The sequence below is a fragment of the Fluviicola taffensis DSM 16823 genome (assembly GCF_943372375.1).
Classification (GTDB): Bacteria; Bacteroidota; Bacteroidia; order Flavobacteriales_D; family Crocinitomicaceae; genus Fluviicola; species Fluviicola taffensis_A.
In genome coordinates this window covers 1-21,870 of the sequence record NZ_CALRYJ010000008.1, presented here as the reverse complement: position 1 = coordinate 21,870, position 21,870 = coordinate 1, and the positions used below count along the sequence as shown (strand labels likewise).

The following is a 21,870-nucleotide window of genomic DNA, read 5'->3' as shown; positions in this document are numbered from 1 at the left end:
TGTATTCAAATGGCGGGAGCTTGTAGGTGAAAGGCGGTTTTAAAATGCTTGAAAGGTAATTATCCTAATAAGCCATTTGTTAGATAACTTTTGGTTTTAGTAAATGAAGGAATTATCATAACTTCGGCAACGAATAGCAATGTTCAGACGTAGCCGAAGTGATGCACCAAAATTATTGAATCAAAAAATAAGATGAAAAAAAATAGTAGATTGTTACTTGTAATGACAATGATTTCCCTCATTGGGTGTCAAAATGCTGACAATGTCGTTGAAGAGTATAAGAAACGCGATGAAGCAAAAAATGAATTGATCAGCAAGGTTTATTCTGATAACAATCTCAAAAGTCAATTATTTACGATTGATAATACCAAGGACACCTCAATAGTCTCAAAGAATGGCACTATTTACAGAATCTACAGAAACTCTTTCATGTTTTCAAATAGTTCAAAAGTTCCTTCAAATATTGAAGTGGAGATTAAGGAAGCCTTGTCTCCGGTTGATTTTGTAATGGGAAATCTGACAACTACTTCAGGAGATAAAATGTTAGAAAGCGGAGGGATGATTTATATCAATGCCACGTCTGATAACAAACAGCTTGAACTTGCAAAAGATACTGAAATAGGTGTGATGCTTCCTGATGACTCGATGAAGGAGGGAATGAGCATCTTCGAAGGAAAAGAGGAAGGCGGGAAGATTGATTGGGTAGAACCGATTCCTGTTATGAACGAGGAACTTAAGTCTCTGGAGCAATCTTTTATTACCATAAGATATTATCATATTGGGGGTGAAACTGCATCTAAGGAAGAGAATAATAAAGTGGAAAATTGGCTTTGGGAGCTTGGACGAAAACCGGGTGATAAAGTGACTTTTGGTCAGAGTAAAATTGAAATAATTTCAATATTCAAAGATACTAAGGCGTTAAAGGAAGGTTCTAACAGTGTTTTTACACAGGAAGTGATTATAAATAAAGGGGAGAATGGGTTTGTTGAAGATTTCAATACGAGTTATATTTTCTCCGTCAAAAAATTGGGATGGGCTAATATTGACAGGCTATTCTCGGAACCTAAATCTAAAGAAGTCAATATGCTCGTTTCTGTAGACAATGAAGATGAATTCGGATACGTATATACATCATTAATCTTACCTGAATACAACATGTACCTTCCCGGTTACCAGAAAAAAGATGACAAGTTTAACTTTTCTCATGATGATTCGGAGAAAATGATCTTGCCGATAGGTGCCAAAGCTAAAGTTCTGGCAACGGCTTATAAAGAAGGCGAACCCTATTTTTGTATGAAGGATATTATCATTGACAAAGAAATGAATTTATCAATGAATTTGAAGCCAATTAAGTTGAGTGATCTTAAAAAGGAATTGGAAAAAAGAATTTAGAAGCACGGATTAAGAAATTTTAATTCCGGCAATCAAATAATCTTGCTATTAACAGCCGCCGCAAGCGCTTCGACAATATTATTCACGGACAAGCGCTCAAAAATGCGTCTTCGGTAATACTTGACTGTATCCGGAGAAACAAATATTTTTTCTGCAATCTGGTTAATGGTTAATCCTTGTGCATGCAGACGAAGTACTTCTATTTCTCTTTCGGAAAGTGTTGGTTTCAGTGATTTGCGCCAAATGTTATTTTTCAGGTCCAATTCCCATTGTTCTTTCGAACCTTGTCTTTTGATAAACACATTCCCCGGATGTTGATGATGTGCAAGGGAAACAATAGACACCGCTTTCCATATTTTCGAGTCATCGGTCAAAAATAAAGGAGTCAGTTTGTGATTGATCAATGTGTTCTTGCCATTCTGGTTGGTCAAATGAAAATCATAGGTGATACTGTATTCCTTTTTGGTGTCTGCAGGCAGCTTTTCAAAAAAATCAAATCCGGCCTCATTGATTTGCTCCAATAAGTTCAATTCTTCTTCAGGTACATGCTTGAAATAGAAATCGTAACCCATTTTCAGAACCTCTTCAGAAGAATAACCGCATAAGAATAACGGGTTTTCAGAAACATATTCAAAAGACATCGTTTCGTAATCAATCACATACACACTTTCATAGGTCAATCGGGCAAAAGATTTTACAGCTTCCAAATAATTTGTTTGCTGAAGGGTATCCTTTTCGGATACGACTCCTACTTTGTTTTTGGTAAGAAGAGTGGAGGGTTGCTTGTTCTTCATGTGTTTGGTTCGAATCCCCAAATTTACACTAAAGTGTAGTCTTTTTGACTATTCCTTTTTTGAATTTTGTGGAAATCCATTCGTTTGGATGAAACAAGCATAGACATGACAAATTGCTCCAATTGTAAAAGTCCGATTACCGATAATTTTTGTAGTCATTGCGGACAAGCTGCAAAATTGAAACGGATTGATGGGAAGTATATATTGCACGAAATAGTGCATGTGCTGCATCTTGAAAAAGGAATTCTGTTCACGATAAAGGAACTGATCGTTCGCCCGGGGAAAAGCGTTAGGACCTTTATTTCCGAAGACAGGAGTCGGTTGGTGAAGCCGGTCATTTTCATCATTGTCACTTCTTTGATTTATACGATCGCTTCTCACTGGTTTGTTCATGTGGAGGAAAACCATTCACCGTTGGAAAAGTCAATACTGGCTTCTATCGCTGTAATTTTCGAGTGGATCCAGCATCATTACGGATATGCGAATATGATTATGGGGGTATTCATAGCGCTTTGGTTAAAATTGTTTTTCAGAAAGCACGATTCTAATTTCTTTGAAATACTCATTCTCTTATGCTTTGTAATGGGAATCGGGATGCTGTTGCTTGCCGTTTCTTCCGTCATTGAAGGGGTGAGCGGGATACATCTCGCACGAATTACTGAAATACTCGGTGTGATTTATTGCAGCTGGGCAATCGGGCAATTTTTTGACAAATCCAAAATTTCATCTTACCTGAAAGCATTTGGAGCTTATTTGTTGGGAATGATAAGCTATTACATTCTAATTATGATCTTGTGTATAGTAGTGATAATGATAAAGAACTAGTTTTTTGAAAATAAATCAATATTTATTGTTTTTCGATAAATATTTAGTATTATTGTCTTGTAATTTTAACTAATTCAAGATGAAAAGTAATACAACACAGATTCTGAAATTCCTCTATATCCTTTCCTGGATCATTTTTATTGGCGTATGCTTTGAAGCCGGTGTATTCCTATTCAATACGGTCTTCCGATTGTTCATTGATCCGGCTGATGCTTCTATTTTCTGGCAGGAAGTGAACTTAACAAATCTCTACGATTTCGATCCTGGTTATTATTATATCGAGACTTCCCTGATGAGTTTGGTGGCCATTGTTCGGGCATGGATTTTTTACCTGATTGTGAAATTACTGCACGATAAAAAATTAAATTTAGCTCAGCCTTTCAACAAAGATGTGGAGCGTTTTATCTTCAATCTTTCCTATTTGTCCTTTGCAATCGGGTTACTTTCTTCCTGGGGAACTAAGTTTGCCAAATGGTTTATTACGCAAGGAGTGGAAATGCCCGACACGGAGGATTTGCGTTTAGGAGGAGCTGATGTCTGGTTATTCATGGGAGTGATCCTATTCATTATCGGACAAATCTTCCGAAAAGGAATAGAAATTCAAACAGAAAACGAATTAACCGTATAAGCTATGCCCATTATTGTGAATTTGGATGTAATGATGGCCAAACGGAAAATGTCGCTGAATGAACTGTCTGAAAAAGTAGATCTAACCTTATCCAATTTGTCCATTCTAAAGACCGGAAAAGCGAAAGCCATCCGCTTTAGTACGTTGGAAGCCGTTTGCAAGGCATTGGATTGTCAGCCGGGAGATATATTGGAATATGTGGATTAGGATAATCATTAAGAAAACAGATGGAATCACGTTTAATATATGAATCGAGTAAGTTATACCTTGACAAAGTCAAATGGTTTTTACCTTCCGATATCTCAGAAAGTGAATGGATTCATACTGGTTTAGGTAATGATTTAAATAAAGAGTTTGTAAGTGAATTAATAGATCAACATTTTGCAGGTGAAAATCTTTTTCTTTCTATGGGGCGAAAATCTTCGCGACCAATTGAGAAAAGTTGGTTTAAATCTCAACTGGAAAATTTTATAGGGATTACGGATTTTGTACTTTGGGATGAAAACTTTCAATCTGTTATTGAAGTCAATAAAATAGGAGTATTGAGAAAGGGATTAAATGATGGAAAACTTTAAACTGATCGAAACAAAACGCTTACTTCTCAAAGGACTTTCTCCTGAGGATATGACGGAGATTTTTGAACGGAATCTAAAGCCAAAGATCATGACCATCCTGGGACATCGTTCGGAAGCTGATTATGAGAAGGAATACCAGAAATACAAAAACGGGTATGCAAGTTACAATCGAAGCTTTCTACTGTTTCTGCTTGTAGACAAAGCATCTGAAAAGATAATCGGTCGCTGTGGATTGCACAATTGGAACACAGATCACTTGCGTGCAGAAATCGGCTATGTAATGGAAGATGAAAACTATTAGAAACAGGGATTGATGGGAGAAGCGCTTGAAGCAATCATCGACTATGGATTCAAGTTCCTGAATCTGCACCGGATAGAAGCATTGGTGGGGAAGGAAAATATTCCTTCTTTGCGTTTAATGGAAAAGAATAACTTTATAAGAGAAGGAGTCTTGCGCGAACATTATTATGTTGCAGGAAAGTTCGAAGATTCAATCCTATTCTCGAAATTGCGGGAGGAATATCTAAATGAAAAGAAGTAACTAAAACGCTGTCAAATGTATTCAATTGTTCCGTTCGAAGAACACCATCAGCCTGAAATAGAGGAAATGATGGGTGAAATTCAAAGAGAGTTTGATCTTCCGTTTAGAAATCCGAATTCCGTATCTGTTTCCGAATATGTTGAATCGGGTAATTTCTTTTGGGTTGCCATTCATGAAGATCAGATTGTAGGCACCATTGGATTATCGTGTTTTGATAGCGAAACTGGCGTACTGAGAAATATGTTTGTTGCAAAAGAACACCGTGGAGGACAAACAACTGTTGCGAAATCTCTGTTGGATATGGCACTTGACCAAGCAAAAGATTTGGGTTATACCAATGTTTATTTGGGTACGATGGATCAATTTAAGGCAGCTCAGAGATTCTATTCCAAAAACAAGTTTGTTCAGATTCCGAAGACAGATCTGCCGGAAACAATGAGTTTCAATCCGGTAGACACCTTGTTTTATGTTTTAAGAAATGAGAAATAGTAAGTGATGAAAAAGGAAAAACGTACCAGTTTCAATTTCACTCTGTTTGGTATCCTGCTGATTTTAAGTAGTTGCATGAACACGAGAACAGTTAGTAGGAATTACGAATTCGCTACTGACGACACCTGTGATTGCTATACCAAACATCCATTATTCTTAATCGGAGGAAAATCAAATTATTACAGCAAGCAAAAAGCATTTTGTACGCGTTGGAGTTATCCAATACGCAATGACTCAATTGCAAAATTGCGGGATTTAATTGACGAATTGGAATACGGTTCTGAATCTAGTAAAATGTCCGAAGATTCGATAGAAATCAGAGTGAATAGAATGAATGAAATCATTGATAAATTGGAAACGGACTGGACCCATTCCAAAATCAAGACCAAATGGAAGAATTCTTCCGGGGGAACGATCATCCTGAAACAGCAAGTGAAGTTCTATAACAAATTTAAATCCGGACGAAAATTTGTCGGAATGAAAAAATATAAAAATGGTTTCTTGATTAAGGTTAAATTAGAAGACCAAATACAAGGGTAAATGGCAGAAAAGAAATCAAAACCAAACCGACCGTTGTGAGTGTAATTGGAACAATTGGGTAAACATAAAACGGATGGTGGTTGTATCTACGTCAAGAAGTTGGCGGATGTGAACCTGGATGTGCTTGAGGGAATGATTGATTCGGCTTTGGTTAAAAATCAAAATTTAGGAAATGAATAATGGAAGAAGATAAGATAAACGGGCTGAAACAGTTTCTGGGAAAAGAAATGTTGCTGCTGAATTTGAAAAGAAATATTGTCAAGAAGGCACAACGAAACTTTAATATTTCGCGGGAGGAAGTTGAAACAGCATACTTGATCGTAAGATCCCAAATAAAAAAGCAAGCTGCTAAAAGAGCCTGGACTTACTTGTTGATAGGTTCGATTTTTTTAGGCGTTGGATTGTTCGGGAGTTTAACTAAAACAGGTTTTATTTTTATTGGAGCAATACTTGCAGGAGCCGGATGCGTAATTACCGCAATCGGACTTTTTCGTTTAGCCCTTCGAAAATCAGTCAATGATTAAATCTATGGTCATGCATCATCATTTGAAATAGTACTTGAGATCAATCACCCGATTAAAATCACCCAATGAAATCAACAAATTATTCTTTATTCATGCTTTTGTTGCTGATAACAAGCTGCACGCAACTCAAACGGCTGGAATTAAAAGATTATCCGATAACTCCCGTTTCCAGGGAAAACTACACGGAACTGAACGGAACGTATTTGAACAAATCCGATACGGCGTGTGGTACTTCATACGATTCCAGAGTCGATCATTCGGATATCCCGGTAACAGATGATGATTTGATACGTACGCTAATAACCAAAATCCCTGAATCGGTTGATTTGGATCAAGGGGAAAGTGTTAAAATTGAATTTACTTCACACAAAAAAGCAACAATAGGCTATTACCGTGTGGACAAGCTTTTGTTTTCCAAAGTGATTTCCGGTAAATTCAAAAATGGATACTTTTACAGACGCACCAAGTGGTATTTGATTCCTTTTTTTCCTTTGTTTGTCAGGTACGAAAATGACCAGGTACGTATAGGGAAATCCGGAGACAAGCTGATAGTTGACTCTTATTATAAGGAATCGGGGCTTTATTTTATTGCGGGCAGCTCGAATAGAGGTCGCACAAAAGCGGTTTATCCGAAAAAAAAAGAAACAGTTCAGAATGACAAATAATACTAAATAACCAGCACATGGCTTCAGATCAACACTTCATAGATTTTATAATCGACCAGATAAATTCTTCGGGAAGAGTGACCTACAAGAAAATGTTCGGTGAATACGGATTGTATTTCGATATCAAACTATTCGCGCTGGTTTGTGATAATAAGCTATTCATTAAGCCAACATCCGCAGGAAGGACATTTATCGGGAATGTAGTGGAAGCTCCGCCTTATCCCGGTGCAAAACCCAGTTTTTTGATCGAAGATAAACTGGAAGACGCCGATTGGTTGAACGAATTGATCCGCTTGACCGTAGAAGAATTGCCGGAACCGAAACCCAAACCGAAAAAGAAGTCGAAATAGAATGATTGATGATTATACAGCAAAGAAATTCAATCTGCCAACAAAATAATTGAATCTCAAACGAAAATTGGAGCATCAAGAAGCTGAATATTTTAAAAAAAGCACGCGGATGTCTCGGATTTACGCAGATGTATAGCAATTAAAATCTGCGCTCCGACCTTGTCGGAATATGCGAATCTGCGTGTCAAATAATTCTAAGTTATGTTCATTTTTTGATGTTACCTGACTTAAGTACATAACTCCCACCGGTAGGCGCCTTCTTCATTTGTGGTGAAAAATACGAGGAGCGCTATCGAACAGCCTCCTTATTGTATTTATTCCGGTATTCCAATGGCGACATCCCGGTGATTTTCCGGAAGACTTCACGAAAAGCCTTCACATCCGAATAGCCCACATCGTACATCACTTCATTGATTGTTTTCCGGCTGCTTTCAAATGCTTTCTTTGCCGATTCGACTTTTACCCGTTGGGTGTATTCAACAGGCGTGTTTCCGGTAGCTTTGATGAATCTTCTGTCAAAATTCCGCCTTCCGACAGCAAATCGGGAAGCCAGATGTTCGATTGATATTTTTTCCTTCAATTGACTCTCAATAAACGTCTGTGCCTGTATGATCAGTTCGTCGTTGTGAAGTTTTTGTCCGTTGAAGATCACAAATTCCGATTGACTGTTCCGGTCCATTTCAATCTGGAAAACTTTCGAGCAGAAAATAGCCGTTTGCCGGTCGAAATACTTTTCTATCAGGTAAATGATGAGATTCAGGAATGAATAAGCACCGCCGTTGGTATAGATTCCCTTTTCATCCGTAATCAACCGGTCAGGTTCCATATTAATTTTCGGAAAGAGCGCTTTGAAGCCATTCACAGCCGACCAATGGGTCGAACAACTTTTTCCATCCAATAATCCGCTGGATGCCAAAATGAATGCGCCGGTACAGATACTTGCCACTTCTGCGCCTTGTTTGTACTGCTTTTCAATCCATTCAATGAGGAATTGATTTGCTTTGATAGCTTCGACATAATTGTGGTTCAATGAGGGAATGATGATCAGGTCCGTTTTTGCAATATCGGCAAGATGAAGGTGGGGTTTCACTTCAAACAGACCATCGAAAAATTGGATGTTCTTTGAAACTCCAGCCAATTGAATGATGAACCGCTCCGGATTTCCGTTCTGTTTCCAATACTCATTGGCTTTGGAAAACAATTTGTACGCACCAACGATGCTACTCAGGTTATTACCTTCTCCTTCCGGAACAATAATCGTGATGTGTTTCATTGCAAGCAATTTGCTACAAATGTACAAAAGACTCTTGTCCAAATCAACCCGTTAGATTGTCTATTTAGCCACTTGTAGGAATGGGTTTTAGACGATAGTTTTGCAGAATAACATTCAAAATTGATAATCATGACAACAGATCAAACAATGGTAAAGATCATTTTAGACAGATGGGAAGCATCCGTGAAGAATTGCGACACACTAGTGAATTCCTTATCGGACGAACAATTACAAAGAGAAATAGCACCGGGGAAAAACAGAGGGATTTATATACTAGGACATCTGATTGCAGTACACGATCACATGCTTCCATTATTGGATCTGGGCAAGGCAAATTATGGGGAATTGGACAAGGCTTTTATCGAATCTCCGGACAAGGCGGTTAGTGAACTTCCATCCGTAGCTGAATTGAGATCCATGTGGAATAAACAGAAGGAGGAGTTGAAACAGCAATTTGACAAGTTGAGTGCAGAAAATTGGTTCGAAAGACATACTTCCGTTTCAGAAGAAGATTTTGCAAAAGAGCCGCACCGTAACAAATTGAATATCATTCTAACGAGAACGACACATTTGGCTTATCACACAGGACAATTGGTTTACTTAAAGTAGAAAAACATGGCAACAGATTTCACATTCACTGTAAGAACAGATAAAACTCCACGGGAAGTTTTTCAGGCGATCAAGCAAGTTCGGTCCTGGTGGTCGGGATTGTATGAAGAAGAGTTTAGCGGCGATTCGGAAAATTTGGGTGATGAGTTCAGTTTTCGTGCGGGTGGTGGCGCTCATTATTCCAAACAGAAACTAGTGGAAATCATTCCCGATGAAAAACTCGTTTGGCTCATAACAGAAAGCGATTTCACCTTCATCGAAAAAGCCGATGAATGGACAGGAACAAAATTGGTTTTTGAAATTTCGGAGAAAGGAGGTCAAACAGAATTAATATTCACACACGTCGGTCTGACTCCCGAAGTGGAATGCTACGATGCTTGTGCTCCGGCTTGGTCACAGTATCTAAAGGAAAAATTCCTTCCGTTTGTAAATCAGTAAGATACAAATACATCCTCTTTTCAATTCAAGCGATTCATTTACCGGTTGGTATCTGAGTCGCTTTTATTTTGGTCTAAGTTGTTTTAAAAACAAGCTGAAAGAGCTATATTCACTATTGAATTCAAGATATATAATCACTTCAGTAGATAAATCCGCATGCATAAATCAATCATACTTTCTCTGGCTCTTGTTTTTTTCTCCTTTTCATTCGGACAAAAGACCACAAAACAGGAAACATACTATTTGTATTTCAAAACCTGGAATTTTATCAAGTATTATCACCCGGATTTGGCTTCCGGAAGGATTGATGCAGATAGTTTGTTTTTAACATACCTTTCCGGGGTCGAACAAATAGCCAATAAGGAATCATTCAATAAATTGATTGATCAGATTCTGAACAGGTTATACGAATCTCATTCGGAAAGCAGACCAACCAAAGAGAACGCGGATGTAATCAGCAAAAACCTGGATTTCAACTGGTTTGAAAAAAATGCATTCTTCGATACAAAGAACAAGGAGCGGCTAAGCGCTGTTTTTAAGAATCGCTATACTGGAGATGATCATTACTATATTCCTGAAGAGAACTACATCGCATTACTTCCCCATGAGAAGGAGTATGATTTTTCTAAAGGCGAAACCGTTCCTGTGGATTACCGGATGCTTGCCCTGGCTAAGATTCAAGGCGCTGTGGATTATTTGTACCCGCACAAATATCTGATGGAGCAAAATTTTGACCAGCTGTTAAAATCACAAATTGTTCCCATGCTGGAAAGTAAGAATCGAAAAGAATATGAATTGATTCTATTGAAGTTAGCAGCTTCTTTACAGGATTCGCATTCGTTCAAGTTTTATAAACAATTGCGAGAGAAAAAAGAAATTTTCAAGAACAAAACATACCCTCCATTTGCCTATCAGGTTTTTGAGGATGGGATACTTATTACAGATAGCATTATTCCGGATTTATGCCAATCAGCCGATATTCGGGTGGGAGATTATATTATTTCAATAAATGGTCAGACAGTTTCAGATAAAATAACCGAATTGTCCTTCTTGCTTTCCACTTCGAATCGTCAGACATTACTTTATCATCTTTCCAATTATATTGAAAATTTGATCTGGAGTTCTGATAGTAAACAATTCAGTTTTGAAATACTAAGGAACAAGAAGAAAGAATTCAAAACTATTTCTTTCCTCGGAAGCGGTGATCCGAATTTAAAAAAACTGAATACTTATCTTGGGATGATCAATCGTGAAAAAGTGGAGAGTGACTCCTTAATCATTTTGAATCGGGAGATTGCCTATTTCAATATTCATGAGACCTTCCGCTTTATTCAAAATGTGGCTGATGAAAAGATCGATCAACAAATGGATTCTATCCTGAATCTGGCAAGAAGTAAAAAGGGAATCATTTTCGACATGCGCGGCTATCCGGATTGGGGAGGTTTTGTGCCGATGTTCGTGACGAAGAGTTTTGCTCAAACATTGACTCCTTATGCGAAATATTACCAGGTGAACAAACTGAAAGTGGGAACTTATGTTCACAAGACGGCTCCCGATGTGTATTATAATCCGCAACTGAAATTAAACGGTTCAGCAGTTTATGGCGGAAAGGTGGTGATTATCGTAAATCCGGCAACTCAGAGTATGAGCGAGTGGAATACCATGAATCTACAGCATATTTTCCCGAATTCAGTTACGATAGGTGAACAAAGTGCCGGTGCAGACGGTGACTTGAAAACCATGAATCTTCCCGGCCCTTATGAATTGGATTTTACCGGGAATGCCATCTTTTATCCGGATGGTACGGAAGCCCAGAAAAGAGGAGTGAAGATTGATGTTCCGGTTAAACTCACCAAAGAGAATTATTCGAAGAATCAGGATCTGATGTTGCTCAAGGCAATTGAATTGATTGAGAAGTAAGCAAAAGTCCAAATTGCACGACACAGAAATCTCAACCTAATTATAGAATTGTCACCCGACCTTATAAATAGCTTGGCGAAGTTAAAAGCCTCCTGCTCCAGCTACCAATGTTGGAAAGTGCTTGTCATCTGGGATCCTGATCCCGCCTTTCCTTAGATTGGTCTGGAGCAGGGGGCTGTTTGAAATTTGCAATTGGGACAAAGGCATTTTTGCCTTGGAAAAAAGTAGGAAGTAGAGAAAGCAGGAGGGAAACCAACTAATTTTAGTTAGAGAATAATGATTTCAAGGGGTATATTCGAATTATAAGTACTTTTCAAACTTAAAACACTATTCACAAAACCGCTATGAAAACATCACGAACCTGGCTCAATCGAATGGAAGGCATCGGATTAATCCTGATCTTATTCTCCTTTTTTGTGCAATCGTTTCAAAGTGACTCCGAAAGCTCATTCCGTGAATCACAGAATTATCATTTGAATAAGAAGCTGGATCACATTTGGAGATTGATCGGTAAAGAATATGCGGAGGAACATTCAACGAGTGAAATGAATCTGAAATCTTACGATAAGGACTGGGAGTTCTATTCCAGACAAGTGAAAGAATTGGAGAATTGGGAAGGCAAGATAAATCTCTTCTCACAGATCGGTACCTGGATCTTTGTATTGGGAACCATTCTGGTCATTGCTCCTAAGTTCATGGAGGAGAGGGAGTGAATTAAGCTTCCCCCTTCGGAGGGGGAATGAGGGGGAGGATAGATATGATTAAAACGATTCGTAACTAATGAGTCGCTTTTTTGTTATTCCAAAGCGTTATAAAAACAGAAAACCTTATACTAGCAGCCATGAAAGTACTTATAGCCTTAATTGTCCCTATTTCATTCTTGTTTTCCTGTCAATCGGATATTGATCCGGGAGAAATTTACGCACTTGAAGTTTTGCAGGGTAATACGAATCAACAGTTTGGCTACGGTGAGGAGAAATTGTCTGATATAAGAGAGATGTCAGAAGACAGAAGTAATGGAGAAGTGCAAATAGTTTATATGGATTTATATCGGTTCTTAATCAAAATAGATAGTCTTTCAGGTAACTATGTTTCCATTATTGAAAAAATGAAAATGGATATGTTCACCAGCTTTCATGAAGAGTTGTCTTTTGCAAAAGAAGAAAGTATCATTCAATATGATTATAAAAAGGAAAAAAGTTCAAGACCGGTTAACTATGTTCTATCTAATGTAAAAAGTCGGGGAGGAAGTGATATTCTGAATCCAAAAAACAGGGATCTGTTAATAACATCAATTCGTAGGTTTAGAAGAGAACTTTGTGAGATCATTGAAAAATCCGCATGTATTGATGATAGACTGTATTTTTTCAAAGACCCGACAATTAATGATTTCAAAGACAAAAAGGATTTCGATCGTCAATTTGATGAGAAAACTAAGGAGTCGAATATTGCACCTGACGATATTGAAGCTGTTCGGAAAATATACTTTCTATTAAGTAAGACAGACAAGCAGTGGGAATCAATTCTAACTGAGGAGGATTCTTGGGTAGATGTAATGGGTGTACTCTTATCCGTCGAAAACAGTATTTTAGAAGCAAGATTGTTGGCATTTTATCAAATGCGCGGCAGGGTAGGATGTGGAGGAAGTTATAGCTTTTCAAAGATTCTTCCGCTCGTAAATGTTCCTAATGCAGCAGTTGCAGGAGATACAGTGCAATTGGAAGTCCTAATGGCCGCTTTCAATGAATACAAGACACCTGATATAACTGTCTCTGGGGGTCGCGTCGGAAAAATCAAAGATGGAAAGGGATATATTAGCATTGTGGTTCCAAATTCAAAAGAACTGGAAGTGAAAGGAACCATTACGATAAACAATAAATCAGGAATCCCGACAACAAATGAATGGTCACATAAAATTAAGGTGATACCAACGAAATAAATTCATATAATTCAACATGCAACTAAAAGAATTCAAACAAAACCTGGGATTAACAGATATTCCGGCAGAACTGGAAAAATTGATCCATTTTCAAAATACAGTTTCCGACTTTGAGGAGTATTCTCAAGGATTCGGCGTTTTGATAGATGATAAATCGGGAATTAAAAGCTGGAGTGAAGATGAAGCGTTTTTAGAACGGTTGTTTCCTTTCGCACAAGCAAACTGTTCGGGGTCAATCTATGCGGTTTGGAATGACGGTTCTTCTAAAGCCTTCAATGAATTACCGGTAGTTGTTTTCGGGGATGAAGGTGGTGTGCATATTGTTGCGGAAAATTTGTCGGCACTGCTGCAACTATTGACGTTTGATTCTGAAATTTCCGTGGATCATGAGGAAGTCTATTTCTACAAGGACGAAGAGGATTACGAGGAAAGTGAAGGACATGCATCCTACAAAAATTGGTTGAAAGAACAATTTGGTCTGGAACCGGTTGAAAATCCGGATGAATTGATCGAACAGGCTCAGGAAAAGTACAAAGTGGATTTTGATCGGTGGTTTAGCGGGTATTACAAGGATTGAAAGAAGTTCACAATTATTGTTGTCGTAACATCTTCCATTGAAAATATAACTAGTTTTGAGAAATTGTTTTTAACCAACTAAATCAAATCGGATCTGTTACCGGGAAAGGTTGGTTGTACTTTTATTTGACAACACATGAAACGGATACTCATCGGGATTTTTCTCCTTACCATTTTCAATTCAATAGCACAAAGCACTACTATTCAGAACTTACAAGCCGTTAAGGATGGAAATCAAACCCTTTACAATACGGAAGGATACGATGTTGCCCAAATTGATTTTGAATTGTATTTTGACGAGAAAGGATTCCGAAAAGTAAAGAATAAACTGGGTATCCCGAAAGAAACACCCATTTTCGACAGTCCTGATTTTCCAAATGTGAAAGTGATTGAACAAAACGTAATGGAGAATGGAATTGTCAGTCACAGTATTTATTTCTTGTCAACACCCAGATGGGGAATCTTGAAGGTGGTAGCTTTTGGAACCTCTTGCAGCCGGGTTCCAGCCATTGAAAAAGAACTTTATACGGAAATAATCAAGAAGACCCTTCCGAAAAGTGTTTTCACTTCTCTCACGGTAGATACGGTCATGTTTGCCGGACGACCGGTTGATTTTGGTCCGCCTTGTCAGTGGATGGGGCCGCGAAACCTGCAATGTCCGAATCACGGACAAATGAATTGGTCCGAATTCACTGATTCTGTGCGTGCAAGACAACTAATCACCAATCAGAAAATTCGCAATGATGATCCCGGAAAATATAGTATTCTTGAGCAAAAACAGGTGGATGTTATTTTTGAAGGTCAGGAAGTGAAAGCGCTTCGGTGTACATTGAAAATAAATATTCCGGAACTGATCATGGGAGGAAGTAATGTATTGATTGTGTATTATGTGAATGCAAAAGTCAGAGACCGCTATGTTTCCTGTGTCTTGAGCCAATATACGGATGATGTGGGTGTGAAAAAAACGAAATTAGCCCAGCTTTTGTCGCAAGTCATGCAGTTGAAAGAGTAATCATTAATCGTTTTTTAGTAAGTTTAATTCTGTGAAATAAACATCCGGAATGGAATTTTGATAGAAGAATTTCTGAACAACTAAATGAAAATGGAACCGGAATTTAAACTCATAGCATACGGAAGTGATGGTTGGAAATCCGCCGTTCAACTTCGGGAAGAGATTTTACGTAAACCTCTGGGAAGTTTTTTCACTGCTGAAGAACTGGAAGAGGAAAGGAACCACTTGCATATCGTTGGCTTGCTTGGAAATGAATTGATTGCAACTGCTGTATTGGTGCCTGAAGGAGATGCAATGAAAATGCAGCGTGTAGTTGTTAAGGAAGGAAATCAGGATTCCGGTATCGGATCAAAAATGATGGTCTTTTGTGAAAAGATTGCAAATGAAAATAAGACGCAACGGATTTATTGCCATGCAAGAGATACAGCTGTCAATTTTTACTTAAAAAACAATTACCTCGCAGAAGGGGAGTATTTTCCGGAAGACGGAATTCCGCATCTGTTGATGTATAAGCAAATGACATAGGATGTTCAATCAATGAAGAAAATAAATACCTTTGATGTATTAATTTGACATAATAAATCGCCACTGAAAAGTTTAATGACAGTAGATCAAAAAACGCTTTGGAATAAAATCAATTCATTCCAATTGGATGATCCTGAATCATCATTTACATTTTCTCACCGATTGGCAAGAGAAAATGGATGGACCAGATCTTATTCAGAAAAAGTAATTGAAGAGTATAAGAAGTTCATTTTTCTTTGCTGTATCTCTGAAACCAGTGTTACGCCATCAGATCAGGTTGACCAAGTCTGGCATTTACATCTGACATATACCCGATCTTATTGGGTTGATTTATGCAGAAACACACTATCAAAAGAAATCCATCACAATCCTACAAAAGGTGGAAATTCGGAAGGGGAAAAATTTGATAATCTTTATACCGAAACACTTCTTCTGTATAAGAAAATGTTTAAGAAAGAACCGCCTGTAAACATCTGGCCGGATAACGAAGAAAGATTTTCAGATATTCATTTTCAACGAATAAATACGAAAAGAAATTGGGTGCTTAGAAAACCGAATTTCAAAGGAAAAAACACCACGATCTTCTTGCTTTTATTTTCCTCATTTTTCTTCATTCAATCTCATTCGGACGGAGGAACGATAATAGAAGTTTTGATAGCCATTCTTTTCATGGGATTTTTATTTATACGTAATGGAGGAAATGGGGGAGGTTGTTCCACAAGTGGATGTGGCGGAGATTCAGGACATTCCGGATGTGGCGGAGACTCGGGCTGCGGTGGTTGCGGCGGAGATTAAAATGATTGATATGATAAAAGAGGATTTTATAAATCTTGCAAAGAACTATTCGGATGATATTCATCTGATAGATGAATTATGGGAAGAAATTGCATCAAATTATTCCGATAATACAAGATATTACCATACACTTTCACATTTGGATCATTTGTTTTTTCAATTAACTGAAGTAAAGGATTCCATTTCAAGTTGGGATACCATTCTCTTTTCGCTTTATTATCATGACATCATTTATGATACGAAAAAGTCGGATAATGAAGAACAAAGCGCTTTACTTGCAGAAACGAGGATGAAACAACTGGAAGTACCGCAAATAATGATTGAAAGTTGCAAAGGTCAGATTCGTGCAACCAAAACGCATCAGGAATACACAGATTCGGACACGAATTACTTTACCGATGCGGATCTCTCCATTTTAGGTCAGAATTGGGAAACATATTTGACATACGCAGAAAATGTGCGAAAAGAATACGCTATCTATCCTGATTTAATTTACCATCCGGGAAGGAAGAAAGTTTTGCAGCACTTTCTGGAAATGGAACGGATTTTTAAAACGGATCATTTCTATGAGAAATTCGAGATTCAAGCTAAAGAAAACATATTGAAAGAAATAAGTCTTTACTGAAATGGATGAAAGGATTAAAAAGATAAGGGGAAATCAATACCCTTTCGGTTTTTCAAGCTTTAATTCTTCAAATACCTGATCAAATCCTTTGGTATCGTAATGGTGTTCACTGAAGTAGATGAAATCATTTTTGATTCCTTCTTCCCAGGTATATTCCGGTCTGATCAGTTCCTTGGGATGCGCCTTATAAATCGCTATAGCGCTGGGATAATTAGTGTCGAATAGATAGGCGTGTGCCAGGTTCATCTTGGCGTTCAGATCGTCAGGATACAATTCAACAGCCCGTTTAAAGTAAGGAAGTGCTTTTTTGGTTTCTTTCCGTTCCATTAAATACCAACCGATATTTCCCAAATCATTCACATTTAAATGAAGGGTGTCAGGATTTAGAATTTTAATAGCGTTTGGAAATGCTTTTCCTTCCACTTGTCTTGTATAGCCGATTACATTTCCTTCTTCATTGGTATAAAATTCTTTCTCAGCCCTAAACTCCCGATTGATGAAGCGGGTGGTCGAGGTGAAATACATTTTCGCAGATAGCCCGTCGGTGTAAAAGCGAATTTCCCCATCTTTTTCCTCAACGGAAGCCCATTGATTTTCAAACAGATAAATTCCCTTGTATTTTTCCAGGATAAATTCCGGGATTACTACAGGTCCATTTTCAAGATCCTTTTTTTGAGGCTCATGATAGAAGTTCTTCCAATTGTAAGCTTTCGCAACACTGCTGATCACATCGTAGAGCAAACTTCCATCTTCCGTATTTAGAAAAATGACAACGCCATAACCTTCATCGAGACTTGCATAAAACTGTCCGCAGAATCCATCGTTTCCGGCTCCATGTTCAAAATACTTCGCTCCATCCAGGTCTTGAATGAATGTACCCATGGCTGCAGGACCATTGTTGTAAGGAGTCAGATGCAGTTTCACCATTTCCGGTGTCAATACTTTGGATTTTTTGCCTTGGTAAGCCAATTGCATATCGATGATGTAATTGGATAAATCGCTTGGAGTCATCCACAATCCTGCTGCTGCTTGTTCCGGGTATACATGGAATTTGTTCAGTACAGGCGAGCCATCGGGATAATAAGCGGAAGCATATCGGTTCGGGTTACTTTTTGAATTTGGAATGGCGTACGAACTATGTGTCATCCCAATGGGTTTGAGTACATTTTCAAACATCCATTCATCGTATGCTTTTCCGGTAATGTCGGTAAGGATCACCTGTGAAATAGTTGTTCCACCTCCTGAATATTGGTACTTCAAACCAGGTTCGAATTCGCTTCTTACTGCCGGAGTTACTGCAGGTGTTTTTCCGTCTAATACTTGGTATACCGTCGGAACCGAACCGTTGATGTTGTGTCCCGGGAAGCCATGAACCGTTAAACCGGCATTGTGGCTGAGAATTTCCGCCAAGGTTATTTTTTTTCCTTTGGAAAGCGAATCGTAAGGGAATTTCCAGGATTTCAGGTAGGTATTGATATCGGTATACAGATCCACTTTTTTATCCTGTGCAAGTTTTAGTATTCCTACTGCATTCAGCGATTTACTAATGGAACCGGGTTCAAACAAGGTTTCTGTTGTCATGGGTCTCTTTTCAGACTCATCTGCCCAACCATAAGCTTTCGCCCAGGCAATCTTATGATCCTGGATCACGGCAATACTCATCCCTTTCACATTGTAAAGCTTCATTTGCTCCGGAATGGTGCGCGGCTTTTCATTATTCAGAATAACGTTTCCGGTGATATTATTTTCTACTTCTTTGATCTTCTCAAGTGTCTCCTTGGAATAAGTGGTTTGGGAATAAGTAACCACGCCGGTTGTCAATAATGCAATGAATAGGATAACTGCTTTCATAAATTGGATTTGATACTCACAAGGTAAATCAATTTCGCTTTGAAAAGTAACACCAAGTGTAAAAGAATGTAATTGTCTGTTCCAGGTAATTTCTGAAAAGTGATTTACAAAAAAAACGCTGCAAAGATTAAATCCCTGCAGCGTCAAATCACTTGATGAAATTGGTGTTAGATATCACACTCACGTGTGTAATCTCCAGCGATATCTGTTCCTGTTCCTTCCAGATCGTTACATCTGTCTGCTGCACGAACTTTTGAATCTTTGAATGTGTAAGTTCCATCCGCTGTGGATAAACTGTTTCCATTATCATCTGTGTGAATCTTTTTGCATTCGCATGAATAATCTTTTTTGCAAGATCCCAAGGCAAATCCGGATAGGACTAACAATCCTAAAATTACTTTCTTCATAATCATTTTGTTTTAAAGGTGTTTTTTAGATAAACCAGTAAACAAAAGTGGTTGATTGTTCCTGAAATTCTCTTACAGAAATTTGAATAAAACTTACATGATTCCTAGATTTTCGGTAAATGATTTCAATATCCAATAATTACCTAAATCCATCGCTTAATGTTGTTTCATCTCAAAGATCACGATGTAATCTTTCAAACTAAACAGATTATTTGATGTCACATTCTCTGGAGTAGTCTCCCCAAATATCTGTTCCTGTTTCTTCCAAATCGGCACATTTTTTTTCGGCGCGCAGACGGGTATCTTTGAATGAATAATTTCCATCAGATGAGGTATTCCTATTTCCGTTATCATCTATCCGGACCATTGCGCATGCACAGGTACGATCTTTTTTGCAAGATCCCAGCGTAAAGCCGGACAGCAGGAGCAAGGCTAAAAGTGCTTTTTTCATAACCGTTTTTTTAAGTTTTCGACGAAACAATTGAGGTAAATATGAGCTAAAAGAACAGGAGTTTTGTTACAAGAATCCTGATAAAAATTACATAATCCCAAGATTTGTTGAAAATTTGACAAACCACCTTTCTGTGAATTTTGTAAGCTATTCCAATAATTACGTAACATCCATAGCTAGATTGTTCTCCACCTTTGCTTTATAAGATTGGAACAAGAAATAATACTTGATAGAATAATTAGAACTATAGGAATGAATCCTAAAAAGAGCTTGTAGTGGAGTGACAGAACTTTAGAAGTTGTGTTAGTGTGGTAGGAAGAGAAAAGTGTATTAGACAACTTGTTTAATACACTTTTCTATTTAAAAGCGTATTTCTTGATTGAAACTTACAAAAAAGAATACGTATCTTTCCTTCTAATCCAAAGTAGAAAAGTATGGCAAGTGTTTCATCAAGTATCAAAAAAGAGTTGTATCGAGTGGAAATGGAATCACCTTCCGGAAATGTCGTGATTGCTGATGAACCTTTGGAAAGCGGGGGACAGGATCTCGGGTTTTCACCTACGGAACTATTGGCTTCTGCTTTAGCGGCTTGCACGAGTGCCACACTTCGGATCTATGCCGATAACAAAGGTTGGGATTTGCAGGAGGTGAAGTTGGAAGTAAATCTTCAAAGGGACGAAAAAGCAAACAAGACCATTATCAATCGCACTATGGAACTTTTTGGGAACCTGGATGAAAAGCAGCGGGATCGCTTGATGATGGTTGCAAATGCCTGCCCCGTTCATAAGATCCTTACGAATCCGATTGAAATCAATACGGAATACGCTTGACGGAAAAAGTTCATTTGCACGCATGTGTCATTAAGCTATTCAAAAACAAAGTGATAAATAGGAGGTATGCAATCAAAGGTTAAAGTAATTACGGTTTATAATTGTTCTCTGGAACGTGCTTTCAAAACACCTATGCTTTGCGATGTGTCAAAAGTTCATACCGGATATGGTGTGATGCCCAGGGTGACACATTGTACGGATGATGAACATTGGGGGAAACCCGGCTATGGCAAAAAGGTATTTGTAGCTAAATCACTCACTCAAAAGGGCGGATGGGCTTCGATAGATCAGGTTATTGAACGCGAGGAGAACGTGTATTGGAAAATTGAAGTGAGCGATTTCCAGTCCTGGATGTTGGGCTTTTCAAAATTTACCGGAGAATGGAAAACAACTGAATTGGAACCCAACAAGATTGAGATAGAATACACTTATACCTTGCATTCCGATGTGGCATTGCTTTATCCCTTGAATTGGATATTCACCAAGACCTTTTGGAGAATTTACATGAAGCGTGTATTGGAAAATATCCGTCAGATGACAATCAATGAGGAGCCATACCAATACCAATAGTGATTTTCGGGACTCCGTTTGCAGGGATCGGATTAAGATTGGGAAAGGAGGGGTAAATTACTTATCTTAGTTAGATGAAAGTTCATACAACAAATTATGCCGATACCTTCATCGCCATTGCGGATGATTGTCCTTTTGGAAATTGCCAGGTTCCACCTATGAAAGGTGATACAAAAACGGTAGCGAACAGGCAGTTTGAAATGCTGAGCGAGAATCCGTATAAATATACTTCTGATGAGGTCTTGTTTCAGGTTTTTGCTGCTAGAAAAGACCTGGTAGAAAGCGAATACGAAGAAGCCAGAGTACAGTTTTTTTCTAAGGGACAAGCATGTTTTAGGGCTTCACCATTGACAAAACGTTATGGTTGGGGAGTTCATTTTGATAAACAAGGGAAAATGGCCTTGTACAGTTCGGAGAGCGCGGAATACAAACGATTTATTGAAGACGAGAGTTTGAAAATTGTCAAAGCAATGAAATCAAGTCGTTAGAAGAGTATGCAGATAGTCCGTAAATCAACTTCAAATCCGAAGAAAATTCTTTGTATTCCTTTACTTTGAAAAACTTACTTCTTGGGGAGTGGTACATTCAACTTATAAATGCAACTTTTGGTTAAACATTTCTAATGGAGATCTAAAGTTATATCTTTTTCGTGGTCTATGATTGATTTGATTTTCAACAAAAGCGACCTGTTTGGGATCAATTTTATCAAAGTCAGTTCCTTTTGGG

At 38.1% G+C, this 21,870-nt stretch carries 29 protein-coding genes and 1 pseudogene; 25 read left to right on the top strand and 5 right to left on the bottom strand.

The features are described from left to right. Window positions 1-192: 192 nt before the first annotated feature. A complete protein-coding gene (locus AAG807_RS12070; protein ID WP_341904136.1) occupies window positions 193-1,392 on the top strand; it encodes a hypothetical protein in 1,200 nt (399 codons plus the stop codon). Between the two features lie 32 nt (window positions 1,393-1,424). Here AAG807_RS12070 and AAG807_RS12065 read toward each other — a convergent pair whose 3' ends face one another. After that, the gene (locus AAG807_RS12065) at window positions 1,425-2,186 is read right to left on the bottom strand and encodes a helix-turn-helix transcriptional regulator (RefSeq protein ID WP_341904134.1); all 762 of its coding nucleotides are present in this window, start codon (window positions 2,184-2,186) and stop codon (window positions 1,425-1,427) included. Between the two features lie 66 nt (window positions 2,187-2,252). Here AAG807_RS12065 and AAG807_RS12060 point away from each other — a divergent pair, with 66 nt between their 5' ends. The 11 genes and pseudogenes from AAG807_RS12060 to AAG807_RS12010 all read left to right on the top strand — a co-directional run bounded on the left by AAG807_RS12060 (window position 2,253) and on the right by AAG807_RS12010 (window position 7,323). Next, window positions 2,253-3,011: a DUF3667 domain-containing protein gene (locus AAG807_RS12060; RefSeq protein WP_341904132.1), complete on the top strand. Its 759-nt coding sequence runs from the start codon at window positions 2,253-2,255 to the stop codon at window positions 3,009-3,011. A 79-nt stretch (window positions 3,012-3,090) separates the two neighbouring features. Next, window positions 3,091-3,639 carry a DUF2975 domain-containing protein gene (locus AAG807_RS12055; RefSeq protein ID WP_341904129.1) on the top strand — a complete coding sequence of 183 codons (549 nt, stop codon included), beginning with the start codon at window positions 3,091-3,093 and terminating at the stop codon, window positions 3,637-3,639. 3 nt (window positions 3,640-3,642) lie between these two features. Further along, a complete protein-coding gene (locus tag AAG807_RS12050; RefSeq protein ID WP_341904126.1) occupies window positions 3,643-3,846 on the top strand; it encodes a helix-turn-helix transcriptional regulator in 204 nt (67 codons plus the stop codon). Between the two features lie 20 nt (window positions 3,847-3,866). Beyond that, window positions 3,867-4,214 (top strand): hypothetical protein, encoded by a 348-nt coding sequence (locus AAG807_RS12045; protein ID WP_341904123.1) that lies wholly within the window; start codon window positions 3,867-3,869, stop codon window positions 4,212-4,214. Then, window positions 4,198-4,755, top strand: a pseudogene (locus AAG807_RS12040) (GNAT family protein). The gene AAG807_RS12045 and the pseudogene AAG807_RS12040 overlap by 17 nt, the downstream one beginning before the upstream one ends. Window positions 4,756-4,770: 15 nt before the next feature. Continuing rightward, entirely contained in the window at window positions 4,771-5,244 is a 474-nt protein-coding gene (locus AAG807_RS12035) for a GNAT family N-acetyltransferase (protein ID WP_341904121.1), read from the top strand. 6 nt (window positions 5,245-5,250) lie between these two features. Then, window positions 5,251-5,784, top strand: a complete 534-nt coding sequence (locus AAG807_RS12030; protein WP_341904118.1) for a hypothetical protein — start codon at window positions 5,251-5,253, stop codon at window positions 5,782-5,784. Between the two features lie 54 nt (window positions 5,785-5,838). After that, window positions 5,839-5,964 carry a hypothetical protein gene (locus AAG807_RS12025; protein ID WP_341904116.1) on the top strand — a complete coding sequence of 42 codons (126 nt, stop codon included), beginning with the start codon at window positions 5,839-5,841 and terminating at the stop codon, window positions 5,962-5,964. After that, window positions 5,964-6,308, top strand: a complete 345-nt coding sequence (locus tag AAG807_RS12020; protein WP_341904114.1) for a hypothetical protein — start codon at window positions 5,964-5,966, stop codon at window positions 6,306-6,308. Before AAG807_RS12025 ends, AAG807_RS12020 begins: the two co-directional genes overlap by 1 nt. Window positions 6,309-6,373: 65 nt before the next feature. Next, a complete protein-coding gene (locus AAG807_RS12015; protein ID WP_341904112.1) occupies window positions 6,374-6,973 on the top strand; it encodes a hypothetical protein in 600 nt (199 codons plus the stop codon). Between the two features lie 17 nt (window positions 6,974-6,990). Then, window positions 6,991-7,323, top strand: a complete 333-nt coding sequence (locus tag AAG807_RS12010; RefSeq protein WP_341904110.1) for a TfoX/Sxy family protein — start codon at window positions 6,991-6,993, stop codon at window positions 7,321-7,323. A 289-nt stretch (window positions 7,324-7,612) separates the two neighbouring features. Here AAG807_RS12010 and AAG807_RS12005 read toward each other — a convergent pair whose 3' ends face one another. Then, on the bottom strand, window positions 7,613-8,596 hold the full coding sequence (locus AAG807_RS12005) for a helix-turn-helix domain-containing protein (RefSeq protein ID WP_341904108.1): 984 nt from the start codon (window positions 8,594-8,596) through the stop codon (window positions 7,613-7,615). 129 nt (window positions 8,597-8,725) lie between these two features. On the opposite strand from AAG807_RS12005, the gene AAG807_RS12000 reads away from it, so the two are divergent. From AAG807_RS12000 to AAG807_RS11955, 10 genes are all read left to right on the top strand, one after another. Continuing rightward, window positions 8,726-9,205 carry a DinB family protein gene (locus tag AAG807_RS12000; RefSeq protein WP_341904105.1) on the top strand — a complete coding sequence of 160 codons (480 nt, stop codon included), beginning with the start codon at window positions 8,726-8,728 and terminating at the stop codon, window positions 9,203-9,205. A 6-nt stretch (window positions 9,206-9,211) separates the two neighbouring features. After that, complete coding sequence (locus tag AAG807_RS11995) at window positions 9,212-9,643, top strand: SRPBCC domain-containing protein (RefSeq protein WP_341904103.1); 432 nt, start codon at window positions 9,212-9,214, stop codon at window positions 9,641-9,643. Between the two features lie 156 nt (window positions 9,644-9,799). Further along, the gene (locus AAG807_RS11990) at window positions 9,800-11,563 is read left to right on the top strand and encodes a S41 family peptidase (protein ID WP_341904101.1); all 1,764 of its coding nucleotides are present in this window, start codon (window positions 9,800-9,802) and stop codon (window positions 11,561-11,563) included. 344 nt (window positions 11,564-11,907) lie between these two features. Beyond that, entirely contained in the window at window positions 11,908-12,276 is a 369-nt protein-coding gene (locus AAG807_RS11985) for a hypothetical protein (protein ID WP_341904097.1), read from the top strand. 128 nt (window positions 12,277-12,404) lie between these two features. Next, on the top strand, window positions 12,405-13,502 hold the full coding sequence (locus AAG807_RS11980) for a hypothetical protein (protein WP_341904095.1): 1,098 nt from the start codon (window positions 12,405-12,407) through the stop codon (window positions 13,500-13,502). A gap of 16 nt (window positions 13,503-13,518) precedes the next feature. Then, on the top strand, window positions 13,519-14,079 hold the full coding sequence (locus AAG807_RS11975; RefSeq protein ID WP_341904093.1) for a hypothetical protein: 561 nt from the start codon (window positions 13,519-13,521) through the stop codon (window positions 14,077-14,079). Window positions 14,080-14,214: 135 nt separating this feature from the next. Then, window positions 14,215-15,090: a hypothetical protein gene (locus AAG807_RS11970; protein ID WP_341904090.1), complete on the top strand. Its 876-nt coding sequence runs from the start codon at window positions 14,215-14,217 to the stop codon at window positions 15,088-15,090. A gap of 90 nt (window positions 15,091-15,180) precedes the next feature. Next, window positions 15,181-15,615, top strand: a complete 435-nt coding sequence (locus tag AAG807_RS11965; RefSeq protein ID WP_341904088.1) for a GNAT family N-acetyltransferase — start codon at window positions 15,181-15,183, stop codon at window positions 15,613-15,615. A gap of 75 nt (window positions 15,616-15,690) precedes the next feature. Further along, complete coding sequence (locus AAG807_RS11960) at window positions 15,691-16,410, top strand: hypothetical protein (protein ID WP_341904086.1); 720 nt, start codon at window positions 15,691-15,693, stop codon at window positions 16,408-16,410. After that, window positions 16,307-17,035 (top strand): hypothetical protein, encoded by a 729-nt coding sequence (locus AAG807_RS11955; RefSeq protein WP_341904083.1) that lies wholly within the window; start codon window positions 16,307-16,309, stop codon window positions 17,033-17,035. Before AAG807_RS11960 ends, AAG807_RS11955 begins: the two co-directional genes overlap by 104 nt. A gap of 33 nt (window positions 17,036-17,068) precedes the next feature. On the opposite strand, the gene AAG807_RS11950 is transcribed toward AAG807_RS11955, so the two are convergent. The 3 genes from AAG807_RS11950 to AAG807_RS11940 form a co-directional block, all read right to left on the bottom strand. Further along, complete coding sequence (locus AAG807_RS11950; RefSeq protein WP_341904080.1) at window positions 17,069-18,886, bottom strand: serine hydrolase; 1,818 nt, start codon at window positions 18,884-18,886, stop codon at window positions 17,069-17,071. Window positions 18,887-19,053: 167 nt separating this feature from the next. Beyond that, on the bottom strand, window positions 19,054-19,293 hold the full coding sequence (locus AAG807_RS11945; RefSeq protein ID WP_341904077.1) for a hypothetical protein: 240 nt from the start codon (window positions 19,291-19,293) through the stop codon (window positions 19,054-19,056). 208 nt (window positions 19,294-19,501) lie between these two features. Further along, a complete protein-coding gene (locus tag AAG807_RS11940) occupies window positions 19,502-19,744 on the bottom strand; it encodes a hypothetical protein (RefSeq protein ID WP_341904074.1) in 243 nt (80 codons plus the stop codon). A gap of 434 nt (window positions 19,745-20,178) precedes the next feature. Between AAG807_RS11940 and AAG807_RS11935 the strand changes: the two genes are divergently transcribed. The 3 genes from AAG807_RS11935 (at window position 20,179) to AAG807_RS11925 (ending at window position 21,632) form a co-directional block, all read left to right on the top strand. Continuing rightward, window positions 20,179-20,574: an OsmC family protein gene (locus AAG807_RS11935; RefSeq protein ID WP_341904071.1), complete on the top strand. Its 396-nt coding sequence runs from the start codon at window positions 20,179-20,181 to the stop codon at window positions 20,572-20,574. Window positions 20,575-20,640: 66 nt separating this feature from the next. Further along, window positions 20,641-21,144: a hypothetical protein gene (locus tag AAG807_RS11930; RefSeq protein ID WP_341904068.1), complete on the top strand. Its 504-nt coding sequence runs from the start codon at window positions 20,641-20,643 to the stop codon at window positions 21,142-21,144. A 74-nt stretch (window positions 21,145-21,218) separates the two neighbouring features. Next, complete coding sequence (locus tag AAG807_RS11925) at window positions 21,219-21,632, top strand: DUF6157 family protein (RefSeq protein WP_341904065.1); 414 nt, start codon at window positions 21,219-21,221, stop codon at window positions 21,630-21,632. Window positions 21,633-21,870: the final 238 nt, after the last annotated feature.

Coding starts and splice junctions, on each gene's coding strand:
- AAG807_RS12070 (WP_341904136.1), top strand. CDS start 193: ATGAAAAAAAATAGTAGATTGTTACTTGTAATGACAATGATTTCCCTC.
- AAG807_RS12065 (WP_341904134.1), bottom strand. CDS start 2,186: ATGAAGAACAAGCAACCCTCCACTCTTCTTACCAAAAACAAAGTAGGA.
- AAG807_RS12055 (WP_341904129.1), top strand. CDS start 3,091: ATGAAAAGTAATACAACACAGATTCTGAAATTCCTCTATATCCTTTCC.
- AAG807_RS12050 (WP_341904126.1), top strand. CDS start 3,643: ATGCCCATTATTGTGAATTTGGATGTAATGATGGCCAAACGGAAAATG.
- AAG807_RS12045 (WP_341904123.1), top strand. CDS start 3,867: ATGGAATCACGTTTAATATATGAATCGAGTAAGTTATACCTTGACAAA.
- AAG807_RS12035 (WP_341904121.1), top strand. CDS start 4,771: ATGTATTCAATTGTTCCGTTCGAAGAACACCATCAGCCTGAAATAGAG.
- AAG807_RS12030 (WP_341904118.1), top strand. CDS start 5,251: ATGAAAAAGGAAAAACGTACCAGTTTCAATTTCACTCTGTTTGGTATC.
- AAG807_RS12020 (WP_341904114.1), top strand. CDS start 5,964: ATGGAAGAAGATAAGATAAACGGGCTGAAACAGTTTCTGGGAAAAGAA.
- AAG807_RS12015 (WP_341904112.1), top strand. CDS start 6,374: ATGAAATCAACAAATTATTCTTTATTCATGCTTTTGTTGCTGATAACA.
- AAG807_RS12010 (WP_341904110.1), top strand. CDS start 6,991: ATGGCTTCAGATCAACACTTCATAGATTTTATAATCGACCAGATAAAT.
- AAG807_RS12005 (WP_341904108.1), bottom strand. CDS start 8,596: ATGAAACACATCACGATTATTGTTCCGGAAGGAGAAGGTAATAACCTG.
- AAG807_RS12000 (WP_341904105.1), top strand. CDS start 8,726: ATGACAACAGATCAAACAATGGTAAAGATCATTTTAGACAGATGGGAA.
- AAG807_RS11995 (WP_341904103.1), top strand. CDS start 9,212: ATGGCAACAGATTTCACATTCACTGTAAGAACAGATAAAACTCCACGG.
- AAG807_RS11990 (WP_341904101.1), top strand. CDS start 9,800: ATGCATAAATCAATCATACTTTCTCTGGCTCTTGTTTTTTTCTCCTTT.
- AAG807_RS11985 (WP_341904097.1), top strand. CDS start 11,908: ATGAAAACATCACGAACCTGGCTCAATCGAATGGAAGGCATCGGATTA.
- AAG807_RS11980 (WP_341904095.1), top strand. CDS start 12,405: ATGAAAGTACTTATAGCCTTAATTGTCCCTATTTCATTCTTGTTTTCC.
- AAG807_RS11975 (WP_341904093.1), top strand. CDS start 13,519: ATGCAACTAAAAGAATTCAAACAAAACCTGGGATTAACAGATATTCCG.
- AAG807_RS11970 (WP_341904090.1), top strand. CDS start 14,215: ATGAAACGGATACTCATCGGGATTTTTCTCCTTACCATTTTCAATTCA.
- AAG807_RS11965 (WP_341904088.1), top strand. CDS start 15,181: ATGGAACCGGAATTTAAACTCATAGCATACGGAAGTGATGGTTGGAAA.
- AAG807_RS11960 (WP_341904086.1), top strand. CDS start 15,691: ATGACAGTAGATCAAAAAACGCTTTGGAATAAAATCAATTCATTCCAA.
- AAG807_RS11955 (WP_341904083.1), top strand. CDS start 16,307: ATGGAGGAAATGGGGGAGGTTGTTCCACAAGTGGATGTGGCGGAGATT.
- AAG807_RS11950 (WP_341904080.1), bottom strand. CDS start 18,886: ATGAAAGCAGTTATCCTATTCATTGCATTATTGACAACCGGCGTGGTT.
- AAG807_RS11945 (WP_341904077.1), bottom strand. CDS start 19,293: ATGAAGAAAGTAATTTTAGGATTGTTAGTCCTATCCGGATTTGCCTTG.
- AAG807_RS11940 (WP_341904074.1), bottom strand. CDS start 19,744: ATGAAAAAAGCACTTTTAGCCTTGCTCCTGCTGTCCGGCTTTACGCTG.
- AAG807_RS11935 (WP_341904071.1), top strand. CDS start 20,179: ATGGCAAGTGTTTCATCAAGTATCAAAAAAGAGTTGTATCGAGTGGAA.
- AAG807_RS11930 (WP_341904068.1), top strand. CDS start 20,641: ATGCAATCAAAGGTTAAAGTAATTACGGTTTATAATTGTTCTCTGGAA.
- AAG807_RS11925 (WP_341904065.1), top strand. CDS start 21,219: ATGAAAGTTCATACAACAAATTATGCCGATACCTTCATCGCCATTGCG.